28 protein-coding genes are annotated in these 24,159 nt (G+C 65.7%); 13 read left to right on the top strand and 15 right to left on the bottom strand.

Translation table 11 applies throughout. The features are described 5' to 3' along the window. Positions 1 to 82 precede the first annotated feature (82 nt). The 3 genes from JQK15_RS00535 to JQK15_RS00545 are packed head-to-tail and all read right to left on the bottom strand — an operon-like array spanning position 83 to position 2,665. The gene (locus tag JQK15_RS00535; protein WP_214862898.1) at positions 83 to 1,306 is read right to left on the bottom strand and encodes a Gldg family protein; all 1,224 of its coding nucleotides are present in this window, start codon (positions 1,304 to 1,306) and stop codon (positions 83 to 85) included. A gap of 6 nt (positions 1,307 to 1,312) precedes the next feature. Then, on the bottom strand, positions 1,313 to 1,630 hold the full coding sequence (locus JQK15_RS00540) for a hypothetical protein (RefSeq protein ID WP_004207970.1): 318 nt from the start codon (positions 1,628 to 1,630) through the stop codon (positions 1,313 to 1,315). A 42-nt stretch (positions 1,631 to 1,672) separates the two neighbouring features. Continuing rightward, positions 1,673 to 2,665, bottom strand: a complete 993-nt coding sequence (locus JQK15_RS00545) for a cysteine synthase A (RefSeq protein WP_037510479.1) — start codon at positions 2,663 to 2,665, stop codon at positions 1,673 to 1,675. A gap of 153 nt (positions 2,666 to 2,818) precedes the next feature. Here JQK15_RS00545 and JQK15_RS00550 point away from each other — a divergent pair, with 153 nt between their 5' ends. Beyond that, complete coding sequence (locus tag JQK15_RS00550; protein ID WP_502956772.1) at positions 2,819 to 3,841, top strand: cell wall hydrolase; 1,023 nt, start codon at positions 2,819 to 2,821, stop codon at positions 3,839 to 3,841. A 373-nt stretch (positions 3,842 to 4,214) separates the two neighbouring features. After that, positions 4,215 to 4,343 (top strand): entericidin A/B family lipoprotein, encoded by a 129-nt coding sequence (locus JQK15_RS00555; RefSeq protein WP_004207973.1) that lies wholly within the window; start codon positions 4,215 to 4,217, stop codon positions 4,341 to 4,343. A 35-nt stretch (positions 4,344 to 4,378) separates the two neighbouring features. Here JQK15_RS00555 and tatC read toward each other — a convergent pair whose 3' ends face one another. The 9 genes from tatC to JQK15_RS00600 form a co-directional block, all read right to left on the bottom strand. Continuing rightward, complete coding sequence (tatC, locus tag JQK15_RS00560; protein ID WP_214862899.1) at positions 4,379 to 5,170, bottom strand: twin-arginine translocase subunit TatC; 792 nt, start codon at positions 5,168 to 5,170, stop codon at positions 4,379 to 4,381. After that, a complete protein-coding gene (locus JQK15_RS00565; RefSeq protein WP_214862900.1) occupies positions 5,167 to 5,631 on the bottom strand; it encodes a twin-arginine translocase TatA/TatE family subunit in 465 nt (154 codons plus the stop codon). The genes tatC and JQK15_RS00565 overlap by 4 nt, the downstream gene beginning before the upstream one ends. A gap of 26 nt (positions 5,632 to 5,657) precedes the next feature. Further along, positions 5,658 to 5,897, bottom strand: a complete 240-nt coding sequence (locus JQK15_RS00570) for a twin-arginine translocase TatA/TatE family subunit (protein ID WP_004207976.1) — start codon at positions 5,895 to 5,897, stop codon at positions 5,658 to 5,660. Between the two features lie 28 nt (positions 5,898 to 5,925). After that, positions 5,926 to 6,507, bottom strand: coding sequence for an SMC-Scp complex subunit ScpB (scpB, locus tag JQK15_RS00575; RefSeq protein ID WP_010336265.1), 582 nt, complete (start codon positions 6,505 to 6,507; stop codon positions 5,926 to 5,928). A 17-nt stretch (positions 6,508 to 6,524) separates the two neighbouring features. Further along, entirely contained in the window at positions 6,525 to 7,298 is a 774-nt protein-coding gene (locus tag JQK15_RS00580; RefSeq protein ID WP_214862901.1) for a segregation and condensation protein A, read from the bottom strand. Between the two features lie 17 nt (positions 7,299 to 7,315). After that, entirely contained in the window at positions 7,316 to 8,326 is a 1,011-nt protein-coding gene (gene nagZ / locus JQK15_RS00585) for a beta-N-acetylhexosaminidase (RefSeq protein ID WP_214862902.1), read from the bottom strand. Between the two features lie 55 nt (positions 8,327 to 8,381). Then, positions 8,382 to 9,101: an SPOR domain-containing protein gene (locus tag JQK15_RS00590; RefSeq protein ID WP_004207980.1), complete on the bottom strand. Its 720-nt coding sequence runs from the start codon at positions 9,099 to 9,101 to the stop codon at positions 8,382 to 8,384. A 19-nt stretch (positions 9,102 to 9,120) separates the two neighbouring features. Further along, positions 9,121 to 10,848 (bottom strand): arginine--tRNA ligase, encoded by a 1,728-nt coding sequence (gene argS / locus JQK15_RS00595; protein ID WP_214862903.1) that lies wholly within the window; start codon positions 10,846 to 10,848, stop codon positions 9,121 to 9,123. 129 nt (positions 10,849 to 10,977) lie between these two features. After that, positions 10,978 to 11,586: a hypothetical protein gene (locus JQK15_RS00600; RefSeq protein WP_214863899.1), complete on the bottom strand. Its 609-nt coding sequence runs from the start codon at positions 11,584 to 11,586 to the stop codon at positions 10,978 to 10,980. 167 nt (positions 11,587 to 11,753) lie between these two features. Here JQK15_RS00600 and ispH point away from each other — a divergent pair, with 167 nt between their 5' ends. From ispH to rnhA, 3 genes are read left to right on the top strand one after another with little or no spacing between them, the layout of a single operon-like run. After that, positions 11,754 to 12,713, top strand: coding sequence for a 4-hydroxy-3-methylbut-2-enyl diphosphate reductase (ispH, locus tag JQK15_RS00605; RefSeq protein WP_214862904.1), 960 nt, complete (start codon positions 11,754 to 11,756; stop codon positions 12,711 to 12,713). A gap of 5 nt (positions 12,714 to 12,718) precedes the next feature. Continuing rightward, complete coding sequence (gene thrB, locus JQK15_RS00610) at positions 12,719 to 13,708, top strand: homoserine kinase (protein ID WP_214862906.1); 990 nt, start codon at positions 12,719 to 12,721, stop codon at positions 13,706 to 13,708. Beyond that, a complete protein-coding gene (rnhA, locus tag JQK15_RS00615; RefSeq protein WP_004207986.1) occupies positions 13,705 to 14,151 on the top strand; it encodes a ribonuclease HI in 447 nt (148 codons plus the stop codon). The genes thrB and rnhA overlap by 4 nt, the downstream gene beginning before the upstream one ends. A 39-nt stretch (positions 14,152 to 14,190) precedes the next feature. Here the strand turns inward: rnhA and JQK15_RS00620 are convergent, their stop codons facing one another. Genes JQK15_RS00620 through JQK15_RS00630 form a run of 3 tightly spaced genes read right to left on the bottom strand, consistent with a single transcriptional unit; the run spans position 14,191 to position 16,442 of the window. Then, a complete protein-coding gene (locus JQK15_RS00620; protein WP_004207987.1) occupies positions 14,191 to 14,367 on the bottom strand; it encodes a YegP family protein in 177 nt (58 codons plus the stop codon). 21 nt (positions 14,368 to 14,388) lie between these two features. Next, positions 14,389 to 15,492 (bottom strand): NAD(P)/FAD-dependent oxidoreductase, encoded by a 1,104-nt coding sequence (locus JQK15_RS00625; RefSeq protein ID WP_214862908.1) that lies wholly within the window; start codon positions 15,490 to 15,492, stop codon positions 14,389 to 14,391. Continuing rightward, positions 15,489 to 16,442, bottom strand: a complete 954-nt coding sequence (locus JQK15_RS00630; protein WP_214862910.1) for an alpha/beta hydrolase — start codon at positions 16,440 to 16,442, stop codon at positions 15,489 to 15,491. Before JQK15_RS00630 ends, JQK15_RS00625 begins: the two co-directional genes overlap by 4 nt. Before the next feature lie 49 nt (positions 16,443 to 16,491). Between JQK15_RS00630 and JQK15_RS00635 the strand changes: the two genes are divergently transcribed. The 8 genes from JQK15_RS00635 to JQK15_RS00670 all read left to right on the top strand — a co-directional run bounded on the left by JQK15_RS00635 (position 16,492) and on the right by JQK15_RS00670 (position 24,155). Then, a complete protein-coding gene (locus JQK15_RS00635) occupies positions 16,492 to 16,965 on the top strand; it encodes an A24 family peptidase (protein WP_010336255.1) in 474 nt (157 codons plus the stop codon). Between the two features lie 51 nt (positions 16,966 to 17,016). Further along, the gene (cpaB, locus tag JQK15_RS00640) at positions 17,017 to 18,030 is read left to right on the top strand and encodes a Flp pilus assembly protein CpaB (RefSeq protein WP_125987484.1); all 1,014 of its coding nucleotides are present in this window, start codon (positions 17,017 to 17,019) and stop codon (positions 18,028 to 18,030) included. Between the two features lies 1 nt (position 18,031). Next, positions 18,032 to 19,555, top strand: coding sequence for a type II and III secretion system protein family protein (locus JQK15_RS00645; RefSeq protein WP_214862912.1), 1,524 nt, complete (start codon positions 18,032 to 18,034; stop codon positions 19,553 to 19,555). A 16-nt stretch (positions 19,556 to 19,571) separates the two neighbouring features. After that, on the top strand, positions 19,572 to 20,225 hold the full coding sequence (locus JQK15_RS00650; RefSeq protein ID WP_214862914.1) for a CpaD family pilus assembly protein: 654 nt from the start codon (positions 19,572 to 19,574) through the stop codon (positions 20,223 to 20,225). Position 20,226: 1 nt separating this feature from the next. After that, positions 20,227 to 21,522: a P-loop NTPase gene (locus JQK15_RS00655; RefSeq protein WP_214862916.1), complete on the top strand. Its 1,296-nt coding sequence runs from the start codon at positions 20,227 to 20,229 to the stop codon at positions 21,520 to 21,522. 62 nt (positions 21,523 to 21,584) lie between these two features. Beyond that, on the top strand, positions 21,585 to 22,583 hold the full coding sequence (locus JQK15_RS00660; protein ID WP_017501236.1) for a type II secretion system F family protein: 999 nt from the start codon (positions 21,585 to 21,587) through the stop codon (positions 22,581 to 22,583). 18 nt (positions 22,584 to 22,601) lie between these two features. Further along, entirely contained in the window at positions 22,602 to 23,591 is a 990-nt protein-coding gene (locus JQK15_RS00665; protein ID WP_004207996.1) for a type II secretion system F family protein, read from the top strand. Between the two features lie 135 nt (positions 23,592 to 23,726). Next, positions 23,727 to 24,155, top strand: a complete 429-nt coding sequence (locus JQK15_RS00670) for a DUF2147 domain-containing protein (protein WP_214862918.1) — start codon at positions 23,727 to 23,729, stop codon at positions 24,153 to 24,155. The last annotated feature ends 4 nt before the right edge of the window (positions 24,156 to 24,159 follow it).

Here is a 24,159-nt window from a genome sequence, read left to right on the forward strand (position 1 = left end):
ATGTTGGAATATCTACCAAGCATGAGGCGACCTGCAAAGGGAAATGTTGGGTGAAGTTGGGAAAAGCCGGTCAGAAACGGGATTAACCGTTTTTTCCTCCTTTCACCAGCTTATTTTCACCTTTTGTTCTCGCACCATTCCGCCCGGAACGACGGCGCAGCAGCATCAGACCCAGTATCGCCCAGCCTGTCCCAGCCAGAAGCACCGATCGCAGCCCCAGCCGGACATCCGCGACATCGCGCATCCAGCGGTGGCCATCCGGCATCTCCGCCCCCAGCCATTGCGCCACCAGCGCCGGCGTATCGGCGCTCCAGGCGCGCGGATCGAGCGGCCGCGCCGGATCGGCCAGCCACAGCCGGTCGTCGATCAGGTCCGCGTCGCCCAGCAGAAGCACCTCCCCGCGGCCGATCCGCAACCGCAACGGAACAGCGCCCTCCTGCCCCTCCAATGACAAGGGCTGCATCCCGGCCATCGTCAAAAGCCGGCCATCGGGCAGGAAATGGCGTATTTCCCGATCGCGCACCGCCCCGCCCCGCACACCCCAATGCGCCAGCAAGGGGCCAAGCGTGCCGACCATCGGCGCCCGGCGCCGGTCACCCAGCGGCAAATCGGACGGCCAGCGCAGACGCGGATCGGTGAACAGCAGCAGCCGGCCGCCATCCCGGACCCAGCGGTCAAGCGCGACCAGCGCCTGCGGCGTCATCGGTCGGGGCTGCGCCAGCAGCAGGGCCGGCGCGCCGGATGCGGCCAGTGCCCGCACATCATCGATCGGCCGCACGTCGAACCGGCTGCGCAGCAGCGTCACGATCGGCGCGTCCCGCCTTGTCCCAGCCCAACCCTCTTCCCAGAAGAGCGGCAGCGCGGTGATGACGGCAAGCACCGGACGATCAGGCTGGGAGGAAATGGGACGGGCCGGACCGAAGCCGAGCAGCAGCAGCGCTGCGGCCAATGCGACACATGCCGGCAGCCAGCGCCGCTGCCACAGCAAAGCGCCACCGCCGGCCGCCGCCAGCACCAGCAGCACCAAGCCGATCATGGCCCAGGGATCGGGCATGCGTGCAGCGGCCAGGGCGCAGAAGAGCAGCGCCATCCCGGCGCCACCCAGCCCCACCCACAACGCATGCAGAAAGTCCTGCCGCGCCAGCCACCACCCCGTCGGCACGAGCAACAGCAGCGCCGGCCAGCCCCAGCACCATGGATCCGCCTGCCCGGTGCGCCAGGCAGCCGCCAGACCGGCGAACAGCATCAGCGTCGCCGGCAGCAACAGGGTGAGCAATCGCGAAAGAAAGCGAACGAGCGACATCATCGCCCGTCAGGGCGTCTGCGGCGTGGGTTCCTGGTCCATCGGCTTGCGGATCTTGGGATCGGGCTGCAGATCGGGGACGATCGGCGCCATTTCCGGCGCGGGTTGCACGCCCAGTTCGGCGAGCGGCTCCTTGGGCGTGGTGGCGGCGACAGCGGCATTGACGTCGATCGTCGGCACGGCCGGCGGCGCGGACGCGATATCGTCCACCCGCGCCTTGTCGATGACGATGTTCGCCAGCCCGACCAGCAGGACAACGCCTGCCAGGCCGGTCAGCCCTATCTGAACGCGCTGCAACCCCTCCTGTCGGCGGGAATGATCAGCCATGAACATGCTCTATTTTATGCCGCCGCGACCCGTGTCGGCCCGTCAATTGTGCGCGAGCCAGGGGAATATCGTCAAGCCCTTCGATTCGAGCCACTGCCGGTTGTAGAGGGTCGACAGATAGCGGAAGCCGGTATCGCACAGGATTGTCACGATTTTCTTGCCCGGCCCAAGCTGTTTCGCGAGCGCGACCGCACCCGCGACATTGATGCCCGACGACAGGCCCAGGCACAGCCCCTCCTCGGCTAGCAGGCGGCGGACCCACTCCAGCCCCTCCTCGTCCGAAATGCGGAACTGGGTGTCGATCGGCGCGCCTTCCAGATTGGCGGTGATGCGCCCCTGGCCGATGCCCTCGGCGACCGAATTGCCCTCCGCCTTCAACTCGCCATGGGCGTAATAATTATAGAGCGCCGCGCCATGGGGATCGGCGAGGCCGATGACGATATTCTCGTCATGCGCCTTGAGGCCGAGGCCCACGCCGGCGATCGTGCCGCCGGTGCCCGCCGCACAGATGAAGCCGTCGATCCGCCCTTCCATCTGGGTCCAGATCTCCTCGGCCGTGCCGACGATATGCGCCTTGCGATTGGCGATATTGTCGAACTGGTTGGCCCAGATCGCGCCTTCCGTCTCCTCGGCCAGGCGGCGCGAGGTGTGGACGAAATGGCCGGGATTGGAATAGGGCGCCGCCGGCACCGTCACCAGTTCCGCGCCCAGCGCGCGCAGCGTGTCCATCTTTTCCCGGCTCTGCGTCTCGGGCATGACGATGATCGACTTGTAACCCTTGGCATTGGCGACCAGCGCCAGGCCGATGCCGGTATTGCCGGCCGTCCCCTCGACGATCGTGCCGCCGGGCTTCAGCAGTCCCTTCTCCTCGGCATCATTGACGATGAACAGGGCGGCGCGATCCTTCACCGACGCGCCGGGATTGGCGAATTCGCACTTGGCGTAGATATCGCATCCGGTGGCTTCGGACGGACCGGCGAGACGCACCATCGGGGTATTACCGATCAGGGCGAGGCTATCTTTCTGGAGCAGCATGCACCCCGCATAGCGGAGCCGGTACGTGCTTGCCAAGCAAGGGAATGCTGCATCACGAAAAGAGCCGGTTTGCCCCGGCTTTGCGCGCCGGTCGCCCACTCCCGACACATGACCCGCCCGATTCCGTGGAGGAATTGGAAAGGAAAATCGGCTATGGCCAAGGCTGCGCGGCAATCGGGCCCGCTCGATACCGGCTGGATGATGCGGCTTTCGCGACAACAGGAACGATGGATCTGGCATGGCGGCCTGGGCATGGTGGCGCTTGCAGTGCTGGTCGTGCCGCATCTCATCACCGCCGCGCCGCTGGACATGCTGGCCGAGGATCATCATGGCCCCGATCCGGCCGAGCAGGCGGGTGCCAATTTCCCCGGCTCCGCCTTCTTCTATGCCGAAGGCGCCTTCGATCCACCGCCCGGCGCGCTCACCATCCAGAGCCCGCATGTCATGGGCCTGGCCGAGGTCAAGGCGGCGCCGGCCGCCACCTTCCGCGGGCTCACCCCAACCGACAGCTATCGCGCGCTCAACTGCCTGACGTCGGCCATCTATTATGAAGCCGGGAACGAGCCGGAAGAGGGCCAGCGCGCCGTGGCACAGGTAGTATTGAACCGCGTGCGCAGCCCGCTCTGGCCCAACAGCGTCTGCGGCGTCGTCTATCAGGGGTCGGAACGCACAGACTTCCACTGCCAGTTCACCTTCAGCTGCGACGGCGCCATGGCCCGCCTGCCCAACGCCGTCGCCTGGGTCCGCGCGCGCGGCATCGCCCAGCAGGCATTGTCGGGCAAAGCCTATGCCCCGGTGGGCCTTGCCACCCATTATCATACGCTGGCCGTCCGTCCGGCCTGGTCCGCTACGCTTCAGCCGGTTGCCGTGATCGGCGCCCATATCTTCTATCGCGGCATGGGCTTCAACGGCACGCCCGCCGCCTTCGGCGACGCCTATCCGGGGCGCGAACTGATATCCGGCCCTGCCCGCCGGATCTGGCCGGTCCAGCCGGTGACGCCCGTCGAACTGATGAGCGCGGGGCCGGCAACCGCCTATGTGCCCCTGCCGACGGTCGCGCCCTCCACACCGGCGACGCAGCCCGCCCCCGCACCCGTCCACACCGCGCCGATCGACAATCTGCCGGAATCGACGATCCGCCCCGAATATCGCAACAGCGGCCGGCCGCTCGGTTGAACCGCACCATCTTTTTGCGCTCGCCTGGCGAGATTATTTTAGGTTAACATCCAATCAACCAGCGAAATGCCTGAAAACAAGGGCAATTAAAATTCGCGATCAGGAGCGGAAATCGGGAACCACCCGCTTTGCCGCTCGTTCTGCATTTCGGATAGCAAATCTTTTGCCCCCCGCTCTTGCTATCCAAAAAATATGAGCCCGGAACGCATCATCCCCCCCCCCGACGCGTTCCGGGCTCAGACTTTTTCGGCCCCCCCTCCCCCATCGTCGAACCAGCGCCAGCCAGCGGAACCCTTCCCTTCCAGGCGTGTTCTCCAGCGGTCACCGATATGGCTCGCCATGCGGTCGGCCGATATTTCGGAAGGAGAAACCGATGACCAAGACAATAGTCACCGCCCTGCTGCTCACCGGCTCGCTGCTGGTATCCGCCTGCAACACGGTGGAAGGCGCTGGCAGGGACGTGCAGAGCGCCGGCAAGGCCGTCGAGAAGTCGGCCAACTGATCAGATAAAAAGGCCCGCGTTTCGCGGGCCTTTTCTTATGCAGAAACCTCCTCTGCCGCCGCTTCCGCAGCGGCGCGTTTCGCCTGGCTGCGATCGGTGAACCAGATTGCGACCAGCGTGATTTCGTAGAGCAGCAGCAGCGGGATCGCGAGCATCAGCTGCGACACGACATCCGGCGGGGTCAGCACCGCGGCCAGGATGAAGGCCCCGACGATCATGTAGCGACGCATGCCCTTGAGCTGCTCGCGCGACACGAAGCCGGCCCGATTGAGCAGCATCAGCAGTACCGGCAGCAGGAAACAGATGCCGAAAGCCAGGATGAACTGCATCACCAGGCCCAGATAGCTGTCCGCGCTCGGCAGCGCCTCAACCTGCAACCCGCTGCCATTGCCCTGATAGCCCAGGAAGAAATGGAAGGCGGTCGGCATCACCACGAAATAGGCGAGGCTCGCGCCCAGTGCGAACAGGAAGGGGGTTGCGATGATGAAAGGCAGCAGCGCCTTCTTTTCCTTCGCATATAGCCCCGGCGCGACGAACGCCCAGAGCTGGTTGGCGATGATCGGGAAGGACAGGCAGAAGGCGCCGAACAGCGCGATCTTGATCTGCACGAAAAAGGCTTCGTAGAGCTTGGTATAGACCAGCTTGCCGCCGGCATCGCCAAAGGCTTCCTTGAGCGGATGCACCAGAATGGCGAAGAGCTGCTCCGAAAAATAGAAGCAGATCCCCCCGGTGATGAACAGCGCGTAGACGCATTTGAGCAAGCGGCTGCGCAGCTCGATCAGATGGTCCAGCAAGGGCGCCTTGCTGTCGTCAATATCGCCGATCATGCCGCCGCATCCCCCTGCTTGGGCGCCACCGGCTCCTCGGCAACATAGGGTGGCTTGTCCGCCACCGGTGGCGGCGCGGCCTCCGCCACATAGGGCGGCGCATCGGCAACGGGGGCCGCCGGCGCTTCCGCCACATAAGGCGGCTTGTCGTCTACAGCCGAAGCAGCGGTCGCATCGCTGGCCGAAGCATGCTCGATGACCTGGGTTTCGGGAACCTGGGTCTCGGGCGGATGCTCGGCCATGATGCGCTTATTTTGCTCGGCCCATTTCTTTTCCAGCTCCTCCAGCTCGACTTCCCGCACCATGGCATCAATGCCGGTGCGGAAATGCCGAGCCATGCCCTGGGCCTTCCCCACGATCTGCCCCACCTTGTAGAGCGCGCGCGGAAGATCCTTCGGGCCGATCACGATCACCGCAATGATCACGATCACCAGAAATTCGGTCGAATCGATGCCAAACATGCGCGACTACCAGCCTGCGTTAGAGATCAGGCCTTGGTCTTTTCTTCGGTTGCGCTCGGCGCATCCTGTTCGGGCACGCGATGCCCCTCGATCCGGGTCGCGGGCTTTGCCGGCGTCGCGTCGTCCTCGTCGTCGGCCATGCCCTTCTTGAAGCTCTTGATGCCCTTGGCCACGTCACCCATCAGGCCGGAAATCCGGCCGCCACCGAACAGCAGCATGACGACCAGGAGCACGATCACCCAGTGCATCAGCGAGAAAGAACCCATTTTCACATACTCCTGAAAGGAGGCCTTTCTAGGCCTCTTCCTCATCCTTTTCCAGAACGGATTGACCGCCCAGACCCTCCAGCGCCAAATCCACCGGATCCAGCAACCCCGCAGCCCGCAAATCATCCAGACCCGGCAAGTCCCGGCGGCTGCTAAGGCCAAAATGTGACAAAAACTCTACGCTGGTCGCATAGATGAGCGGGCGCCCCGGCACTTCGCGCCGTCCCACCGGACGCACCCATCCGGCCTCCATCAGCACATCCAGCGTGCCCTTCGCCACCTGAACCCCGCGAATCGCCTCGATCTCCGCGCGGCTCACCGGCTCATGATAGGCGATGATTGCCAGCGTCTCCATCGCCGCGCGCGACAGCTTGCGCGTCTCGTCCCGTTCCCGCCGCAAGATATGCGCCAGGTCGGCCGCCGTCTGGAAATGCCAGCGCCCGCCGCGCTCGACCAGATTGACGCCGCGCCCGGCATAATCCTGCGCCAGCCCGGCCAGCGTCGCGGGCAGATCACCGCCATCGCCGACATGGGCGCGCAGTTCAGCAGGCGTCAGCGGCTCCTCCGACGCGAACAAGGCCGCCTCCACCGCGCGCGCGAAATCATCCATCTCCCGGATCACCGCAACTACTCCCATTGATCGCCCGACAGCGCCGCCCGCAGATAGATCGGCTCGAATATTCCGTCCTGCCTTATGTCCACCCGCCCCTGCTTGGCCAGTTCCAGCATCGCCACGAAGCTGCTGGCCAGCGCCGATTTCGCCATCGGTCCGTCGCGATCGTCGGGCAGGAAGGATTCCAGGGTCGTCCAGTCGAGCGCCGACCCGACCAGTGCACTCACCCGCTGGATCGCCTCGTCCAGGGTCATGACCGGCCGCACCGCGACCATATGCACCACGGGCTGGTTACGCGCGCGGATCTGGCCATAGGCCTGGATCAGATCATAAAGGCTGGCGCTCCACTTCGCCCGCCGCACCATGTGCAGCCCCTCGGGCCGGGGGCGGACGAACACGTCGCGCCCGATTCGATCGCCGGCCATCAGCCGCGCGCCGGCCTCGCGCATGGCGTGCAGCCGTTGCAGCCGCAATTGCAGCCGCAGCGCCATTTCCTCGGGACTGGGTTCGGGCTGCGCCTCCTTGGGCAGCAGCATCGCCGATTTGAGATAGGCCAGCCAGGCCGCCATCACCAGATAGTCGGCCGCCAGTTCCAGCTTCAGCTGCCGCGCACCATCGACATAAGCCAGATATTGCTCGACCAGCGCCAGGATGGAAATTTCGCGCAGGTCGACCTTCTGCGTCCGCGCCAGCGCCAGCAACAGGTCGAGCGGCCCCTCCCAGCTTTCGAAGCTGACGGTCAGGACCTCGGCGGGCGTCGCGGCCGGGGCGGTGAAGAGATCGTCCATCGCCCCCGCGTCCGCGATCAGGCCGGAACCAGCGCCAGCAACGTGTCGCGGGTCGCCAGCAACTCCTCGAACGGCGGCAGGTCGGCGACATGGGCCGAGCCCATCGCCCGATCGAGCCGCGCCCGCGCAGCCGGCGTGATATCCGGCAGCAGATTGGCGATGCCGACCATATCGTCCATCCGCCCCCAGCAATTGAGCGCCAGGTCGCACCCGGCCGCGACCACGCCGGCGGCCAGTTCGGGTATCGAGCCCTTGAGCGCCTTCATGTCGAGATCGTCGGACATCAGCAGCCCGTCAAAGCCGATGCGCTGGCGAATAATCTCCTCAATCACGATCGGCGACAGGCTGGCCGGCCGGTCGGCATCCCAAGCGGTGTAGACGACATGGGCGGTCATGCCCATCGGTGCGTCCTTGAGCGCGCGGAACGGCGCCAGGTCGGTTTCCAGTTCCTCCGTCCCGGCATGAACGACCGGCAGCTCCAGATGGCTGTCGACCAGCGCGCGGCCATGGCCGGGCATATGCTTGACGATGCCCACCACATTGCCGTCGGCCAGTCCCTCGATCACGGCCCGGCCAAGCGCCGCGACGCGCATCGGCTCGGCGCCCAGCGTCCGGTCACCCATGATGTCGCTTGCGCCCACCTGCCGCACGTCCAGCAGTGGCAGCGCGTCGACCGTGATACCGACCTCCGCCAGCATCAGCGCAAGCGCCCGTGCATTGGCCCGCGCCGCCGCGATCGCGCTGGACGGCGCAATGTCATAGAGGCGGTCGAACACAGCGCCGGCCGGAAAGCTGGGCCAGACCGGCGCCTGCATCCGCGCGACCCGGCCGCCCTCCTGATCGATCATGATCAGCAGGTCGTCACGCCCGTGCAGCGCGCGCAGTTCGTCGGTCAGCGCCCGCACCTGCGCGCGATCGGCGATGTTGCGCTTGAACAAGATATAGCCGGCCGGCTGCGCCTCGGCAAAGAAGGCGCGCTCGTCGGCGGTCAGGGTTTCGCCGGATAGGCCGAAGATGACGGGTTTCATGACGCCGATGCTAATGACTAAGGCACGGGCTGTCGACGCCCGCGCCCTGTTTGGGTCAATTGACGATGATGCAGCTTTCGCCCGCGACCTTCAGCTTGCCGCAAACGGTGCCCGCCTGCCCGCCGGCGCTGGCGCGCAGGCGATAGACGGTGCTGCCGCCCACTTCGGCCGGCTCGACCGACATGGCAAGCGGCGCCAGATAGGCAAAGCGCTTCGACAGGCGGCCCCAGGCATCCTTGGCGCCCGACGCGCTGCCATAGGCGCCCAGCTGGATGACGCCGCTGCCAGCCGCCTTGGGCGCGGCTGCCTTGGGCGCGGCCCTGGTCTCGTCCTCGACCTTGGCGGTGACGCTCTGCGCCGGCTTGGCCGGAACAGCGGGCTTGGTGCCTGCGGGGGCAGCGCCGGTCGGGGTGATCGGCGCCTCGGGCACGCGGCTCGGGTCGATCTGGCCATCACGGGCCACGCCCTCGCTCGCGGCGAAGCTGGCATCGCCCTCGCCCTGGAACTTCTTGGCGTCGGCTTCCTTGGCCGCGATCTTGTAGTCGCCCTGCGGCGCGGCGATCAGCTGCCCCTCGCCCGCGCCACCGCCGTTGCGGTTCTGCAGCCACCACATGCCCGCGACCACCGCGCCGATCAGCACCAGCCCCAGGATGATGAGGCCCAGCAGGCGCAGGGGCGAAATCCGCTCCTCATCCGCCTCGTCGAGCGCAGGCTCCAGCCAGGGCAGCCGGTCCTCGTCATCGAGGTCAAGTCGCCCACGTGCATAGTCACCCATTATCGAAACTCCGCTCGGCTCACTGCATTTCGGTCAGCGCGACCACGCCCATCAGGGCAAGGCCGTTGCGGATGATCTGCCCGATTCCGCGGCTCAAGAAAAGCCGGGCCGAGGTGAGCGCCGGATCGTCCGCCAGCACGACGCGCGCGCGCGGATCATCATTGCCCATATTCCACCAGCCATGGAATGCCGAAGCCAAGTCATTGAGATAGAAGGCAATACGATGCGGTTCGCGGGCCTGCGCCGATCCTTCGACGACACGCGGGAACTGCGCCGCGAGCTTCACCAGGTTCAGCTCCGCCGTCCCAAGCAGGGACAGGTCGGGCGCGGGAAGGTCGATCCCGGCTTCTTCGGCGCGGCGGCCGAGCGAGGAAATACGGGCATGGGCATATTGCACATAGAAGACCGGATTGTCCTTCGAGGCTTCCACCACCTTGGCAAAGTCGAAGTCCATCTGGGCATCGGCCTTGCGCGTCAGCATGGTGAAGCGGACGACATCCTTGCCCACTTCGCGCACGACATCGGCCAGCGTGACGAAATTGCCAGCCCGCTTGGACATCTTCACCGGCTCGCCGTCGCGCAGCAGGCGGACCATCTGGATCAGCTTGACGTCGAACCGCGCCTTGCCCTCGGTCAGGGCGGCGACGGCGGCCTGGATGCGCTTCACCGTGCCGGCATGGTCAGCGCCCCAGATGTCGATCAGCTGATCGGCCGATTGCGCCTTCTGGAAATGATAGGCCATGTCGGCGCCGAAATAGGTCCAGCTGCCATTCGACTTCTTGATCGGCCGATCCTGGTCGTCGCCGAACCTGGTCGAACGGAACAGCGGCAGCTCCACCGGCTCCCAATCGTCGGGTAATTCGCCCTTGGGCGCTTCCAGCACGCCGTCATAGACCAGGTCATGGGCGCGCAGCCAGGCTTCGGCCTCGGCCGGCTTGCCTGCCGCCTGCAGTTCGGCCTCCGATGAGAAAATGTCATGATGGATGCCCAGCAGCGCGAGATCGCTGCGGATCATGTCCATCATCTTTGCCACGGCAAAGGTGCGGAACAGGACCAGCCAGTCGCCTTCCGGCGCGCCAACGAACTTGTCGCCATATTCGGCGGCCAGCGCCTGCCCCACCGGCACCAGATAATCGCCCGGATAAAGCCCCTCGGGGATCGCGCCGACATCCTCGCCCAGCGCTTCGCGGTAGCGGACATGCGCGGAACGGGCGAGCACATCGACCTGGCCGCCGGCATCATTGATATAATATTCGCGGATCACCTTGTGCCCGGCATATTCCAGCAGGGTGGCGAGCGCGTCGCCCACCACGGCGCCGCGGCAATGGCCCATATGCATGGGACCGGTGGGGTTGGCCGAGACATATTCGACGTTCACGGTCGTGCCCGCGCCGAAATCGGACCGGCCATAATCGGCGGCCTCGGCATGGATCGCCGCCAGTTCCGCCCGCCAGGTCGGGTCGGTCAGGGTCAGGTTGATGAAGCCGGGGCCGGCGATGCTGGCTGCCTCCACCTCGTCCAGCGCCTGCAGCTTGGTCACGATCGCATCGGCCAGCGCGCGCGGATTGGTGCCGGCGGGCTTGGCCAGCACCATCGCGGCGTTGGTGGCCAGGTCGCCATGGCTGGGATCGCGCGGCGGCTCCACCGTCACCGGCTTGCGGTTGAGCCCGGCGGGCAGCGTGCCTTCGGCCTCCAGCGCGTCGAGCACGGCATCGAGATGGGCGGTGAAACGGGTGTAAAGGGACACGGGCATTTCCTTCAACTCCGTTCGCCCTGAGCGAAGTCGAAGGGCCAGGCTGAACGGAGTGAAGCACTTCGCTTCGCTCAGTGGCGGGCTTCGACTTCGCTCAGCCCGAACGGAAACAAATCAACGGGCTTAACGGGTCGCGTTATATTTGAGCTGATCCTGGGTCAGGTTGAAACCCACGAGCAGCTCGAAGCTGGTTCGCTGCAGCGCCGCCTTGACGTCTGGCTGGGCGAAGGGGTCGATCGCGGCATCCGCGTCGCCTGCCTTGCGCTTCTGCGTGATCTTCTGCTGAATTTCCGGCGGCAGCGTGGCCGATGCCTTGTCGACATAGGAGCCGGCCGTGGCAGTCGCGGTCGCACGATATTCGCCCGGCGCGAAGTTCAGCGTCACCTGGCCGATCCGCTTGGCGACGACGGCGCTGCCGCCGCGCACGATCGCCGAGAAATAGGTCAAGGTCACCTGGCGCGCGGCGCTGGCGTCGTTGCGACGCGCATTCACCACGAAGGTCGCCTGGGTATAAAGCTGGGCGCCATCGGAACAGGTCGAGCGCAGATCGGTGATGTTCGCCACCACGTCGATCGCGGAGGCATCGCGGCTCTGGGCCGGATTGAACAGGGTCACGTCACCGGTATAGGCCGGGATTGCAGCCACCGGGCAAGCCGAACGCACCGTGACGATACCGCCCGTCGGGTCGATTTCCCCCCGGCGAGAACAGCCGGCAAGGGCAAGGGCGAGCATTCCGGTCAACGCAATTCGGGACAATGTCACAGGCAGCAATTCCTCAGCATGCCCCTTGGACAGAGGCGTCCGGCTTCCTTATCCATCCCCCGCCGCCCACGCAACACAAAGCGCGGTGATTTGCGTTGGCCCTTCCTTCGGGCGCGACATTGCCCTAAGCCGCGCCCATGACGCAGAGCCCCGCCCCTCGCCCGCCGATGACCCTGTTGATCGCTGCCCCGCGCGGCTTCTGTGCCGGTGTCGACCGCGCCATCATCATCGTCGAGCGCGCGATCGAGAAATATGGCGCGCCGGTCTATGTCCGCCATGAAATCGTCCACAACAAGTTCGTGGTCGACAGCCTGAAGGCCAAGGGCGCGATCTTCGTCGAGGAACTGGACCAGGTGCCCGACGGCGTCCCGGTCGTCTTTTCCGCCCATGGCGTACCCAAGGCGGTGCCGGCCAAGGCGGAGGAGCGCGGCCTCGACTATCTCGACGCCACCTGCCCGCTGGTCAGCAAGGTGCATCGCCAGGCCGAACGCATGGTGACCGCCGGTCGCCACATCCTGTTCATCGGCCACAAGGGCCATCCGGAGGTGATCGGCACCTTCGGCCAGGTGCCCGACGGCACGATGACGCTGATCGAAACGGTCGAGGATGCCGAGGCGCTGGCGCCCACAGACGCCGAAAATCTCGCCTTCCTGACCCAGACCACCCTGTCGGTCGACGACACCGCCGCGATCGTCGCCACGCTGGAGCGCCGCTTCCCCTCAATCATCGCGCCCAAGGGCGAGGATATCTGCTACGCGACGTCGAACCGCCAGACGGCGGTCAAGGCGATCGCCGCCCGCTGCGACGCCGTCTATGTGATCGGCGCGCCCAACAGCTCCAACTCGCTGCGCCTGGTCGAGGTCGCCGAGCGCGAGGGCACCCCCGCCCGCCTGATCCAGCGCGCCGAGGAAATCGACTTCGCCTGGCTGGAAGGCGTGACGACGCTCGGCCTCACCGCCGGCGCCTCCGCGCCCGAAATATTGGTGCGCGAAGTCGTCGACCGGATCGCCGAGCGCTTTGCCGTGACCGAGGAACAGGTCGAAACCGCGCAGGAGAATATCTCCTTCAAGCTGCCGCGCGGACTGGAGGTCGCATAACCCCCATGGCCGTTTATACGCATGTTCCCGCCGAAGAGATTGACGCCTTCCTCACCCGCTATGATGCCGGCCGGCTGGTGTCCGCCAAGGGCATCGCCGAAGGGGTGGAAAACAGCAATTATCTGCTCGAAACCACCGGCCATGACGGCGCTGATAGAGTTGGGGGCCACCGCTATATCCTGACCCTCTATGAAAAGCGGGTGGATGAGGCGGACCTGCCCTTCTTCATGGACCTGCTCGACCATCTGGGCGCGCGCGGTTGCCTGGTGCCGCGCTTCATCGCCGACACCGATGGCAAGCGGCTGCAACAGCTGGGCGGGCGCCCAGCCTGCCTGATCGAGTTTCTGACCGGCATTTCCGTGACCGAACCGACCCCGGCCCAGGCGCGCGCCTGCGGCGTGGCGCTGGGCGAACTGCACAAGGCGGCGCAGGGTTTTGCCGGCGAACGGCGCAATGCGCTCGACAAGGATGGCTGGCACGCGCTGGCCGCCAAGTGTGGCGATGATTTCGACCAGATTGCGCCGGGCCTTGGCGCCCGCGTGGCGGAGGAACTGGCCTTTCTCGACGCCCACTGGCCGGCCGATCTGCCGCGTTCGGTGATCCATGCCGACCTGTTCCCGGACAATGTCCTGATGCTGGGCGATGAAGTCACCGGCCTCATCGACTTCTATTTCAGCTGCACCGACATTCGCGCCTATGATCTGGCCGTCACCCACAGCGCCTGGTGCTTCAGCAATGACGGCGCCACCTGGTTTGGCGACCGCGCGGCCGCGATCGGCGCAGGCTATGCCGCCGCCCATGGCCTGACCGATGCCGAACGGGCCGCCTTCCCGATCCTGTGCCGCGGCGCGGCGCTGCGCTTCCTGCTGACCCGCGCCTATGACTGGATCAACACGCCCGCCGATGCACTGGTGACCCGCAAGGATCCGCTCGCCTATCTGCGCCGCATGGATTTCTACGCCAAGGCCGACCCGGCGGAGCTGCTCGGCGCATGAGCGACCTGCCGCAAGTCCAGATCTTCACCGACGGCGCGTGCAAGGGCAATCCAGGTCCGGGCGGCTGGGGCGCGGTGCTGCGCTTTGGCGACCAGGAGAAGGAAATCTCCGGCGGCGAGGCGATGACCACCAACAACCGCATGGAGATGATGGCCGCGGTCGAGGCGCTCAACACGCTCAAAAAGCCGTGCCAGGTGACGCTCTACACCGACAGCAAATATGTCATGGACGGCATCACCAAATGGATTTTCGGCTGGCAGAAGCGCGGCTGGAAGACGGCTGACAACAAGCCGGTCAAGAATGTCGAGATCTGGCAGGAACTGGTGAAGGCCGCCGCCCGGCACAAGCTGACATGGCAATGGGTCAAGGGCCATGCCGGCCACCCGGAAAATGAGCGGGCCGATGCCCTCGCCTGCGCCGCGGCGGAAAGCTTCCGCAAATAGGATAGGGACGGGGAGGTCACCCTCCCCGCGCCGCACGGATTATTCGGCTTCTTCGATCGGCGCGCCGGGGCCGTTCTTCAGGATCGACTCGATCGCATTCTTCGCGCTCGCCTTGGAGCTGTAGCCCTCGGTCCAGAAGATGATCTCGGCATTATATTTGAACTTGGCCACGAACTCGCCGGCCTTGTTCTTCTCGATCACGAACTTGTGCGCCATCATGCTCTCCTGCTGGTTGCGCTATCGAAACCGTTCGGGAGCATAGGCAGCGATATCGAGGCTGGCAATCGCCTGCGGCAAGGCGGTGCCGGTCAACAGGCTGGCGCCCAGCAGCGCGGCCGCCGGGGCGGTCTGGATGCCGAAACCGCCCTGCCCGGCAAACCAGAAGAACCCCTCGACCGCCGGCTCGAAGCCATAGACCGGCACCCGATCCGGCGCGAAGCTGCGCAGCCCCGCCCATTTGCGCTCGACCGCCGCGATCCGCCAGTCGACCGCCGCCTGGAACCGGTCGATGGCCTGCGCGATCGCCAGTTCCTCGGGCGCAGCGTCGCAAGGGGGCGAGGCGACCTCGTCATGCGGCGTCAGCCAGATCCGCCCCTGCCCCTCGGGCTTGAAATAGAAGCCACCCTGCATGTCCATCACCAGCGGCATCTCGTCGGCTGGCATATCCTCCAGCCGCAACTGCACCACCGTCCGGCGATAGGGCGTGATGCCGACCGGCGCGACACCGCAGGCCGTGGCGACATCATCCGCCCAAGCCCCGGCAGCATTGACCAGCAGGCCGCATTCGATCGGCCCGTCACGGGTCTCGATCCGCCAGCCACCGCTCTGTCGTTCGGCGCGCTCCAGCCTGGCCCCCAGCCGCATTTCGCCGCCCAGCCTGCAGAACCGGCGCAGATAGGCCTGATGCAGCGCCCCGACATCGATGTCGCGGCAACTCGGTTCCAGCACACCCAGCACCCAGTCGGGCCGCAACCCCGGCACCAGACTCGCCGGCGCCACCGGCTGCAATTCGACCGCCCCGGCAAAATCGGCCAGCAGCGCGTCGCGCAAGCCTTCATCCCCGGCCCGGCCGATATGCAGCGTGCGGCGCGGCGACAAAAAGGAACCATCGAAGAAATCGGGATCGGGCGACTCCAGCAACGCGCCCGAGGCCGTGGTCAGCGGCTGGACTACTGGCCCGCCATAGGTTTCTTCCCAGAAGGCGACCGATCGCCCCGTCGCATGATAGCCGGCGCTGTCCTCCATCTCCAGGATCAGCACCCGCGCCGTTTCCGCCAGTGCCGCGCCCAGGCTGGCGCCTGCAATCCCGCCACCGACAATCACGATATCGGGTCTGTTCAACGGGCAACCTCATCCAGGAAACGGTCGATCCGCCCCAGCGCATCGAGCCGCACCGGGTCGAGCTCGCGCAGGATTTCATGCGCGGCCTCGCGCCCATAGACATGCAGGCGGGCATCGGGCAAGCGCGCCGCGATGCGCCGGATGGCGGGCGTCGCCACCAGTTGATCGCGACAGGCGGCCAGGATCAGGGTCGGCGTCGCGATTCGCTCCGGCCCTTTTCCGGCCTCCAGCGTCTGAGTCGACTCGAGCGCCAGCCGCACCCAATTCCAACTCGGCGGCCCCAGCGCGATGTCCCGGCTATGGTCCCGCCACCAGATTTCATCGGCGTAGCGATCGGGATCATGGGTGAGCCGCTTCTGCCGCATCTGGCGCTGCCGCTCGCTCTCTTCCTTCTGCGTCCAGGCCCGCTTTTCGCCCTGGCCGATCGCACACATGACATTGGCGATCGCCACCGCCAGCCAGCGCGGCAGCGGGGCGGTATGCAGCCCCAGCATCGGCGCCACGGCCACGGCCGCATCCGGCTCGGGCAGTCCTTCGGCCAGCGCCCGCAACAGCATATGCCCGCCCATGCTGTGGCCCAGCATGACCGTCGGGCCGCTGCCCTCCGCGCGCCAATCATTTGAAAGCGCGCGCAAATCGTCAATCCACCGGGCGAAGTCGTCGATATGGCCGCACAGCGGATCATCGGTCAGCCGGCCCGACCCACCCTGCCCGCGCCAGTCGAAACTGGTCACCGCCCAGCCCCGCTGCGCCCAGTGATGGATCACCTCCAGATATTTCTCGATCATGTCGCCACGGCCGTTGAGGATCAGCATCCGGCCACGGGTGCCAGCGCCCAGCCGATAGCGACGGATCGACCAGCCGTCGGGGGCCTGCCAATAATCGAGCTGGCCACCCATTGGCCAGGCGCGACGGTCAAGGGCGGGCGACGGGAAGATCGGCGAATCCATGGGCCATGGTTACGGTTTGGTAAGCCATATGGTCTAGTGCCTGGCCCTCATGTTGGGGGAATATTTCAGACTGGCGCTGATCGCCGCACTGGGCATCCTGCTGATCGCAGCCGCGATCACGGACCTGCGCGCGCGCATCATCTCCAACCGGCTGAACCTGGGCGTCGCCGCCCTGGCGCCACTATGGTGGATCGCCTGCGGCTTGCCGCTCTGGCCGGGCATGGCGGTGCAGTTGCTGGTCGGCCTGCTGGTCTTCGTCCTGTTCGCCGCGCTGTTCGCGTTCGGCATGATGGGCGGGGGCGATGTGAAGCTGCTCGGCGCGCTGGCGCTGTGGTTTCCGTGGCAGGCGGTGCTGACCCTGTTGACGCTGATGGCGATTCTGGGCGGGGCCGTGACGATCGTCACGGTGATCCACCACCGCCTCCGCCGGAAGCAGGGCCAACCCGAAATACCCTACGGCGTAGCCATATCGATCGCCGCCCTTTGGTTACTTGGCGAACGATATCTTAACCAATTTGCGTGATGATTGGGCCCCTGGGGGCAGGCCGCCCATTTGAGAAAGGCGAGTTTCGTCATGGATGCTAAGAAGATCGTGCTGCTGGTGGGGGCGCTAATCATAGCGGTCACTACAGCCTTGCTTGCGCGCAGCATGCTGAGTTCTTCATCTACGCCGCAGGTGAACGCGGCCGCAATGCCGAACGAGGCGGACCAGCCGCATGTTCTGGTGGCGACCAAGGCCCTGCCGGTGGGGACCATCCTGGACGCGGAAAGCTTCCGCTTCCAGCCCTGGCCCAAGGATCTGATCGAAGCCGCCTATTATCTCAAGGGCCAGGCCGATCCGCTCAAGCTTGCAGGCAGCGTCGTGCGCAACGCGATCACCGCTGGCCAGCCGCTGACCCAGGGCGCCGTCATCCGTCCGGGTGACCGCGGCTTCCTGGCCGCCGCGCTCGGCCCCGGCATGCGCGCCGTCACCGTGCCGGTCTCGGCCCAGAATGCGGTTGCCGGCTTCGTCTTCCCTGGCGACCGCATCGACCTGGTGCTGACCCAGACGGTCTCGGGCGGCGGCGATGGCGCTCCGCTCAAGGTTTCGGAAACGATCCTGCGTAACCTGCGCGTGCTCGCCACCGACCAGCGGACCGACGCCATGGGCCCCGATGGCAAGCCCGTCGTCCAGACCTATTCCAACGTCACGGTCGAAGTGACGCCCAAGATCGCCGAAAAGCTCGCCGTGTCGCAGACCATCGGCTCGCTGTCGCTGTCGCTGCGCTCGATCGCGGACACCGCATCGGACCTTGACGCCGCCATTGCCGGTTCCGACGTCGATCTGCCCGATGGCAGCAATCCGGGTTCGGAAAAGTCGATCATTGCCAAGATCGCGGCCCGCCCGGTCGATCGCGGCTCCACCTATTCCACGGGCGCCGACGTGTCGCGCTACCAGCGCAGCAGCGTCCCGGCCAAGCCTGATGCGGCCATGCCCGCGATGGCAGCTCCGGGTGGCGCACCGGTCGGCACGGCCGTCTTCAAGGGGCCGACCGTCCGCATCGCCCGCGGCACCAATGTGACCGAAGTTCCGGTCGGGGGGAAGTAAGATGAACGCTTACCAGATGCTCGCGCGGCACAAGGCGGCCCGTCCGCTCGCCGCCCCGGCGATCGCGCTTGGCCTGGCGCTTGCCATGATTGCCGCGCCGACCACCGCCCTCAATGCCGCCCCCGCAGCCGATCAGGACAATGCGATCCTGATGTCGGTCGGTGGCAGCAAGGTCGTCAACCTGCCGGCCAAGATGTCGGACGTCGTCATCGCCAACCCCGAAGTCGTCGATGTCCATGTCCGGACCAACAACCAGCTCTATCTGATCGCGAAGAAGCCGGGTGAAACGACCATCTTCGTCACCGCCGGTAACGGCAAGGTGCTGTTCTCCGGCACGGTGCGGGTCGGCAACAACCTGACCACCATCGACGACATGCTGCGCCTGGCGATGCCGGGTGCCAACATCGCCGTCAACAAGATGAACGGCATGGTGCTGCTGACCGGGACGATCAAGGCGCCCGAGGACGCGGCCGAAGCCGAACGCCTGACCCAGGCCTTCGTTGGCAAGGACGTGACCGTCGTCAGCCGCCTGCTGATGGCGACCCCGCTGCAGGTCATGCTGCAGGTGAAGATCGCCGAAGTCAGCAGGGATGTCGGCCACAAGATCGGCACCAACTTCGCCACCACGGATTCAGCCACCGAAAGCACACGCGGGATGATGGGAGGCGGTTCGCGCGCCTTCGCGACTTATGACCGCGATGAGGACGTCTGGAATTTCACTTACCCGTCTGACGGCAGCTACAGTTTGGGCGGCGTTGCCCGGCTGTTCGGCATGGATGTCGCCGGTGCGCTCGACCTTGCCGAATCCAGCGGCCTGGCTACCATGCTGGCACAGCCAAATCTGACGTCCTTGTCGGGCGAAACCGCCAGCTTCCTGGCCGGTGGCGAATATCCCTACACGGTCAACAATGGTCCGTCGTCGGGCAATAGTATCCAGTTCAAGCAATATGGCGTGCAACTGGCCTTCACTCCGACCGTGCTGGCCGATGGCCGCATCTCGCTGCGCGTCCGCCCGACCGTGTCGAGCCTGGACTTCAGCGTCAGCAGTTCGGTGCCTGCACTCAAGAGCCGCACTGCCGAAACCACCGTCGAACTGGGTTCCGGCCAGGCATTCATGATCGCCGGCCTGCTCAACAATGAAACCGGCAACACGGTCAACAAGGTGCCGGGCCTGGGCAATGTCCCGATCCTGGGCAGCCTGTTCAAGTCACGCAGCTTCCAACGCAACGAAACCGAACTGGTGATCGTCGTCACCCCCTATCTGGTGAAGCCGGTCAACGCGTCCGACATTCGCCTGCCGACCGATGGCTTCCGCAACGCCAATGTCGGCCAGGGCCTGTTCCTGCAGCAGATGCATGACGGCGTCAGCGGCGCCCAGCCCAATATGCCGACCCGCGCGCCCGGTTCGCCCGTGGCGCCCACGCCCGGCCCGCAGGCCTCGATCGCGGCGCCCGCGCTGGCCGCCCGCGACGACGATCGCTCGTCCGGCAAGTCGGGCGGCGCAACCCCCGGCTTCAGTTTCTGACGGAAGGACGAAAGACATGACTTCCACCTCCCGCAAGACCTTCGTCCGCCTCGGCGCCATCGCCCTGCTGGCACTGCCATTGGCCGCCTGCTCGACCGACAGCCCCAATCGCGGCGTCGACTCGGTCCATCAGCCGGTCGTCAGCTATGCCAGCTACACGTTCGACGTGCAGGCCGGTGGAGCTCGCCTCGCACCCGCCGAGGCCGCGCGCCTCGACGACTGGTTCGCCACGATCAAGCTTGGCTATGGCGACCAAGTCGCGATCGTCACCGACGCCGGCTATTACAGCCCCGATCTTGGCGAAGACATCGCCAATGTCGTCGCCCGCCACGGCATGCTGCTGGGCCAGGACAGCTCGGCCGCCGCCGGCTCCGCCCCCGAAGGCACGATCCGTCTGGTCGTCCGCCGCACCACCGCCTCGGTCCCCGGCTGCCCCGACTGGTCGAACAAGGCCGAAACGCCGATGAGCCTGGGCGCGTCGTCCAATTTCGGCTGCGGCGTGAACAGCAATCTGGCGGCAATGGTTGCCGATCCCGAAGATCTGGTCCGCGGCCAGAGCACGGACAGCGAATTGCGCACCGCGACCTCGAACCGCGCCATTTCCACCTATCGCGACAAGGCGCCGACCGGCTCGGGCGACCTCAAGCAGCTCTCGAACGGAGGCCAGTAAGATGAACGCACCCTGGAAACATGGTTCCGTGGGCCAGCGCGACCCCTTCCACGCCTTCGTCTGCGACGACCACAGCTTCGACCTGCTCCGTGCGGTCGCCTCCGAAATGGGCTGGGCACCGGAAAAGGTGAACAAGGGCGGCATGCGCAACGCGGTGCAGAGCCTGTCGATCACCGCCAGCCCGCAGATCCTGTTCGTCGACATGTCGGAAAGCGGCGATCCGCTGAACGACATCAACAGCCTTGCCGAAGTGTGCGAACCCGGCACGGTCGTGATCGCGGCCGGCCAGGTCAATGACGTGCGCCTCTATCGCGACCTGATCGCCAGCGGCATCCAGGACTATTTGCTCAAGCCCTTCGGCGCAGACCAGTTGCGCGATGCGCTGGCCCAGGCTCAGGCCGTATTCCTCGCCCCGCGCGACGTCGGCCCCGAACGCCCGCACATGACGGTTGCCGTCGTCGGCACCCGTGGTGGCGTCGGCGCATCCAGCATGGCGACGTCGCTTGCCTGGATGCTGAGCGAGAAGAAGAAGCGCCCGACCGCCCTGCTCGATCTCGACATCCATTTCGGCACCAATGCGCTGGCGATGGATCTGGAACCGGGCCGTGGCCTGACCGACGCGATCGAAAACCCCAGCCGCATCGACGGCCTGTTCATCGAACGTGCCATGGTCCGCGCCAGCGACATGCTGGCCATCCTGTCGGCCGAAGCGCCGATCAACCAGCCGATGATGACCGACGGCGGCGCCTTCTACCAGTTGCTGGAGGAGTTCCGTCAGGCGTTCGAATGCAGCATCATCGATCTGCCGCGCAACATGCTGATCCAGCACACCCACCTGATGACCGACGTCAATGTCGCGGTGGTGGTGACCGAACTCAGCCTGGCGGCGGCCCGCGACACGATCCGCATCCTGTCCTGGCTCAAGTCGAATGCACCGCAGGCCCGCATCCTGGTGGTCGCCAATCGCGTCCATCCCGGCGCGCCGGAAATCAGCCGCAAGGATTTCGAACAGTCGATCGAACGCAAGGTCGACGTGATCGTGCCGTTCGACCTGCGCATCGCGGCCCAGGCCGCCAAGCTCGGCAAGACGCTGGCCGAAACCGCCAAGGGCAGCAAGGTCGGCGCCGCCTGCGCCGCCATGATGGACGAAGTTCTGGGCCTGGCCGGCGATGAAGCCGACAATCCGGGTGGCAAGTCGGCAGCCAGGAAGGGGGATTCCCTGCTCGGCAAGATCGGTGATTTCAAGAGCATGATCCCGTCGCGCCGCAAGGACAAGGCGACGGCACTGGAAGGCTGACGCGCGGGCCGCTCCAGGGCGGCCGCGCACAGGCATATTCACGCACGGGGAACGGGCGAGCAATGGACGGCAATTTCCTTCTGATCTTGGTGCTGGTCGCGACCATGCTTGGTCTCGTCGTGGTCGCCTTTGCCGGCCCCTCGCCCGACAAGGCGCAGAAACGCCGTGTCGCCCTGATCCGCGGCCGTCACAGCGACTCCACCGAGGCGATGATGGAAGCGCGCATGCGCAAGGCCATCTCCACTCGGGCGACCGGCAACGAAGCCAAGATGCTGGTCTCGCTGATCCCCAATCCGGAGAATCTGGCCAAGCGCATCCGCATGACCGGCAAGAAATGGACGCTCAGCCAATATATGACGTCCTGTGCGGTGGTCTTCCTGCTGACCACCCTGTTCCTGCTGATGCGCGGCTTTCCCTTCCTGCTCGCGCTGATGGTCGGACTGGCGGCAGGTCTTGCCTTGCCGCATCTGTGGGTCGGTCGACTGATCAACAAGCGGATCCAGCAATTCAACGCCAAGTTCCCCGACGCGCTCGAACTGCTGACCCGCGGCCTGCGCTCGGGCCTGCCGGTCGGCGAGACGCTGGGCATCGTGTCGAGCGAAATCCCCGGACCGGTCGGCGAGGAGTTCAAGCTGATCACCGAACGGATCAAGATCGGCAAGAGCATGGACCAGGCGCTGCAGGAAACCGCCGATCGCCTGGGCACGCCGGAATTCCAGTTCTTCGTCATCACCCTGGCGATCCAGCGCGAAACCGGCGGCAACCTCGCCGAAACGCTGCAGAACCTCGCCACCGTGCTGCGCCAACGCGCCCAGATGAAGCTCAAGATCCGCGCCATGTCGTCGGAATCCAAGGCGTCGGCCTATATCATCGGCGTTCTGCCTTTCCTCGTGTTCGGCATGATCTGCTACATCAACTTTGGCTATATGAGCCCCTTCTTCACCCCCGATCCGGCGGGCATTTTCGGGCTCTCGACCATGCAGGTCGTCGGCATTGGCGGCATGTGCTGGATGGCCATAGGCGCCTTCATCATGGCCCAGATGATCAACTTCGAGATTTGACGGGGAACGGATAGAGATATGGACGCCCCTACCCCCACCGGCACGCTGTTCGGCATGACCGCGACCGATTTCGGCACGCTGCTCGCCGCGCTGGCCACGCTCGCCACCCTCTACGCGCTCTACGCCGTGATGACCGTGCGCGATCCGATGGCCAAGCGGGTCAAGGCGCTCAACGAACGCCGTGAGCAGCTCAAGGCCGGCATCACCGCCTCGACCGCCAAGCGCCGCGCCAAGCTGGTCAACAAGAACCAGACGACCGACCAGATGCGGTCCTTCCTGACCAGCCTCAAGGTGCTGCAGGACGACCAGCTCAAGGACGCGCAGATCCGCCTGGCCCAGGCCGGCATCCGGTCGAAGGACTGGGCTGTCGCCGTCATCTTCGGCCGCATGATCATGCCGATCCTGATCGGCGGCACCGCCGCGATCCTGCTCTATGCCGTGGGCATCTATCCCGAATGGGGCGGTGCCAAGCGGTTCATGGCCTTCGCCGGCGCATTGCTGCTCGCCTACAAGGCCCCCGACCTCTTCATCGACAACAAGATCGCCAAGCGCTCCGCCGCGATCCGCAAGGGCCTGCCCGACGCGCTCGACCTGCTGGTCATCTGCGCCGAGGCCGGCCTGACCGTCGACGCCGCCTTCAGCCGCGTCGCCCGTGAACTGGGCCGCGCCTATCCCGAACTGGGCGATGAGTTCCAGTTGACGGCAATCGAACTCAGCTTCCTTACCGAACGGCGCATGGCCTTTGAAAATCTGGCGACCCGCGTGAAGCTCGACGCGGTCAAGGGCGTGGTCACGACCATGATCCAGACCGAAAAATATGGCACGCCGCTCGCCTCCGCGCTCCGTGTGCTGTCCGCCGAGTTCCGCCATGAACGCATGATGCGCGCCGAGGAAAAGGCCGCCCGCCTGCCCGCGATCATGACCGTGCCGCTGATTCTCTTCATCCTGCCGACCCTGTTCGTCGTCATCCTGGGTCCGGCCGCCTGCTCGATCAGCACGGCCTTCTAAAAAAAATTCCGGGCAAGGAGGGGGCGCTGCCGTAGCGTCCTCTCTTTCCGTTTCCGTAAACTGCAAGCGAAGCGCTGGCGCGCCGCATTTTCCTCCCTTATTCTCACCCTCAACCCAAAAGGAGAGGATCGCATCATGACCATCAAGACCGGCGCTCGCGTCGCCATCGCCGCTCTGGCCACCTTCACCACCGCCCTGCCCGCCTATGCGGCCCAGCCCATCACCGGCCGCTGGTCGACCGTCGATGGCAAGGCGATCGTCCAGATCGCACCGTGCGGAAAGAGCATCTGCGGCAAGATCGAGAAGATCGTGAAGCCCACGCCCGGCCGCCCGCAGACCGACATCAAGAACCCCGATCCGGCGCTGCGCTCCAAGCCGCTGGTCGGCCTTGCCCTGCTGTCGGGCTTCAGCGATGCGGGCGACATCTGGAAGGGCACGATCTACGACCCGGAAAGCGGCAAGAGCTATACGTCCAAGGTCAGCCGCAATGGCGACGGCACGCTCAAGGTGCAGGGCTGCATCGCCTTCTTCTGCAAGACCCAGACCTGGACGCCGCTGCGCTGATTCC

The organism is Sphingobium sp. BHU LFT2, from assembly GCF_018604485.1.
Lineage (GTDB): Bacteria > Pseudomonadota > Alphaproteobacteria > Sphingomonadales > Sphingomonadaceae > Sphingobium > Sphingobium yanoikuyae_A.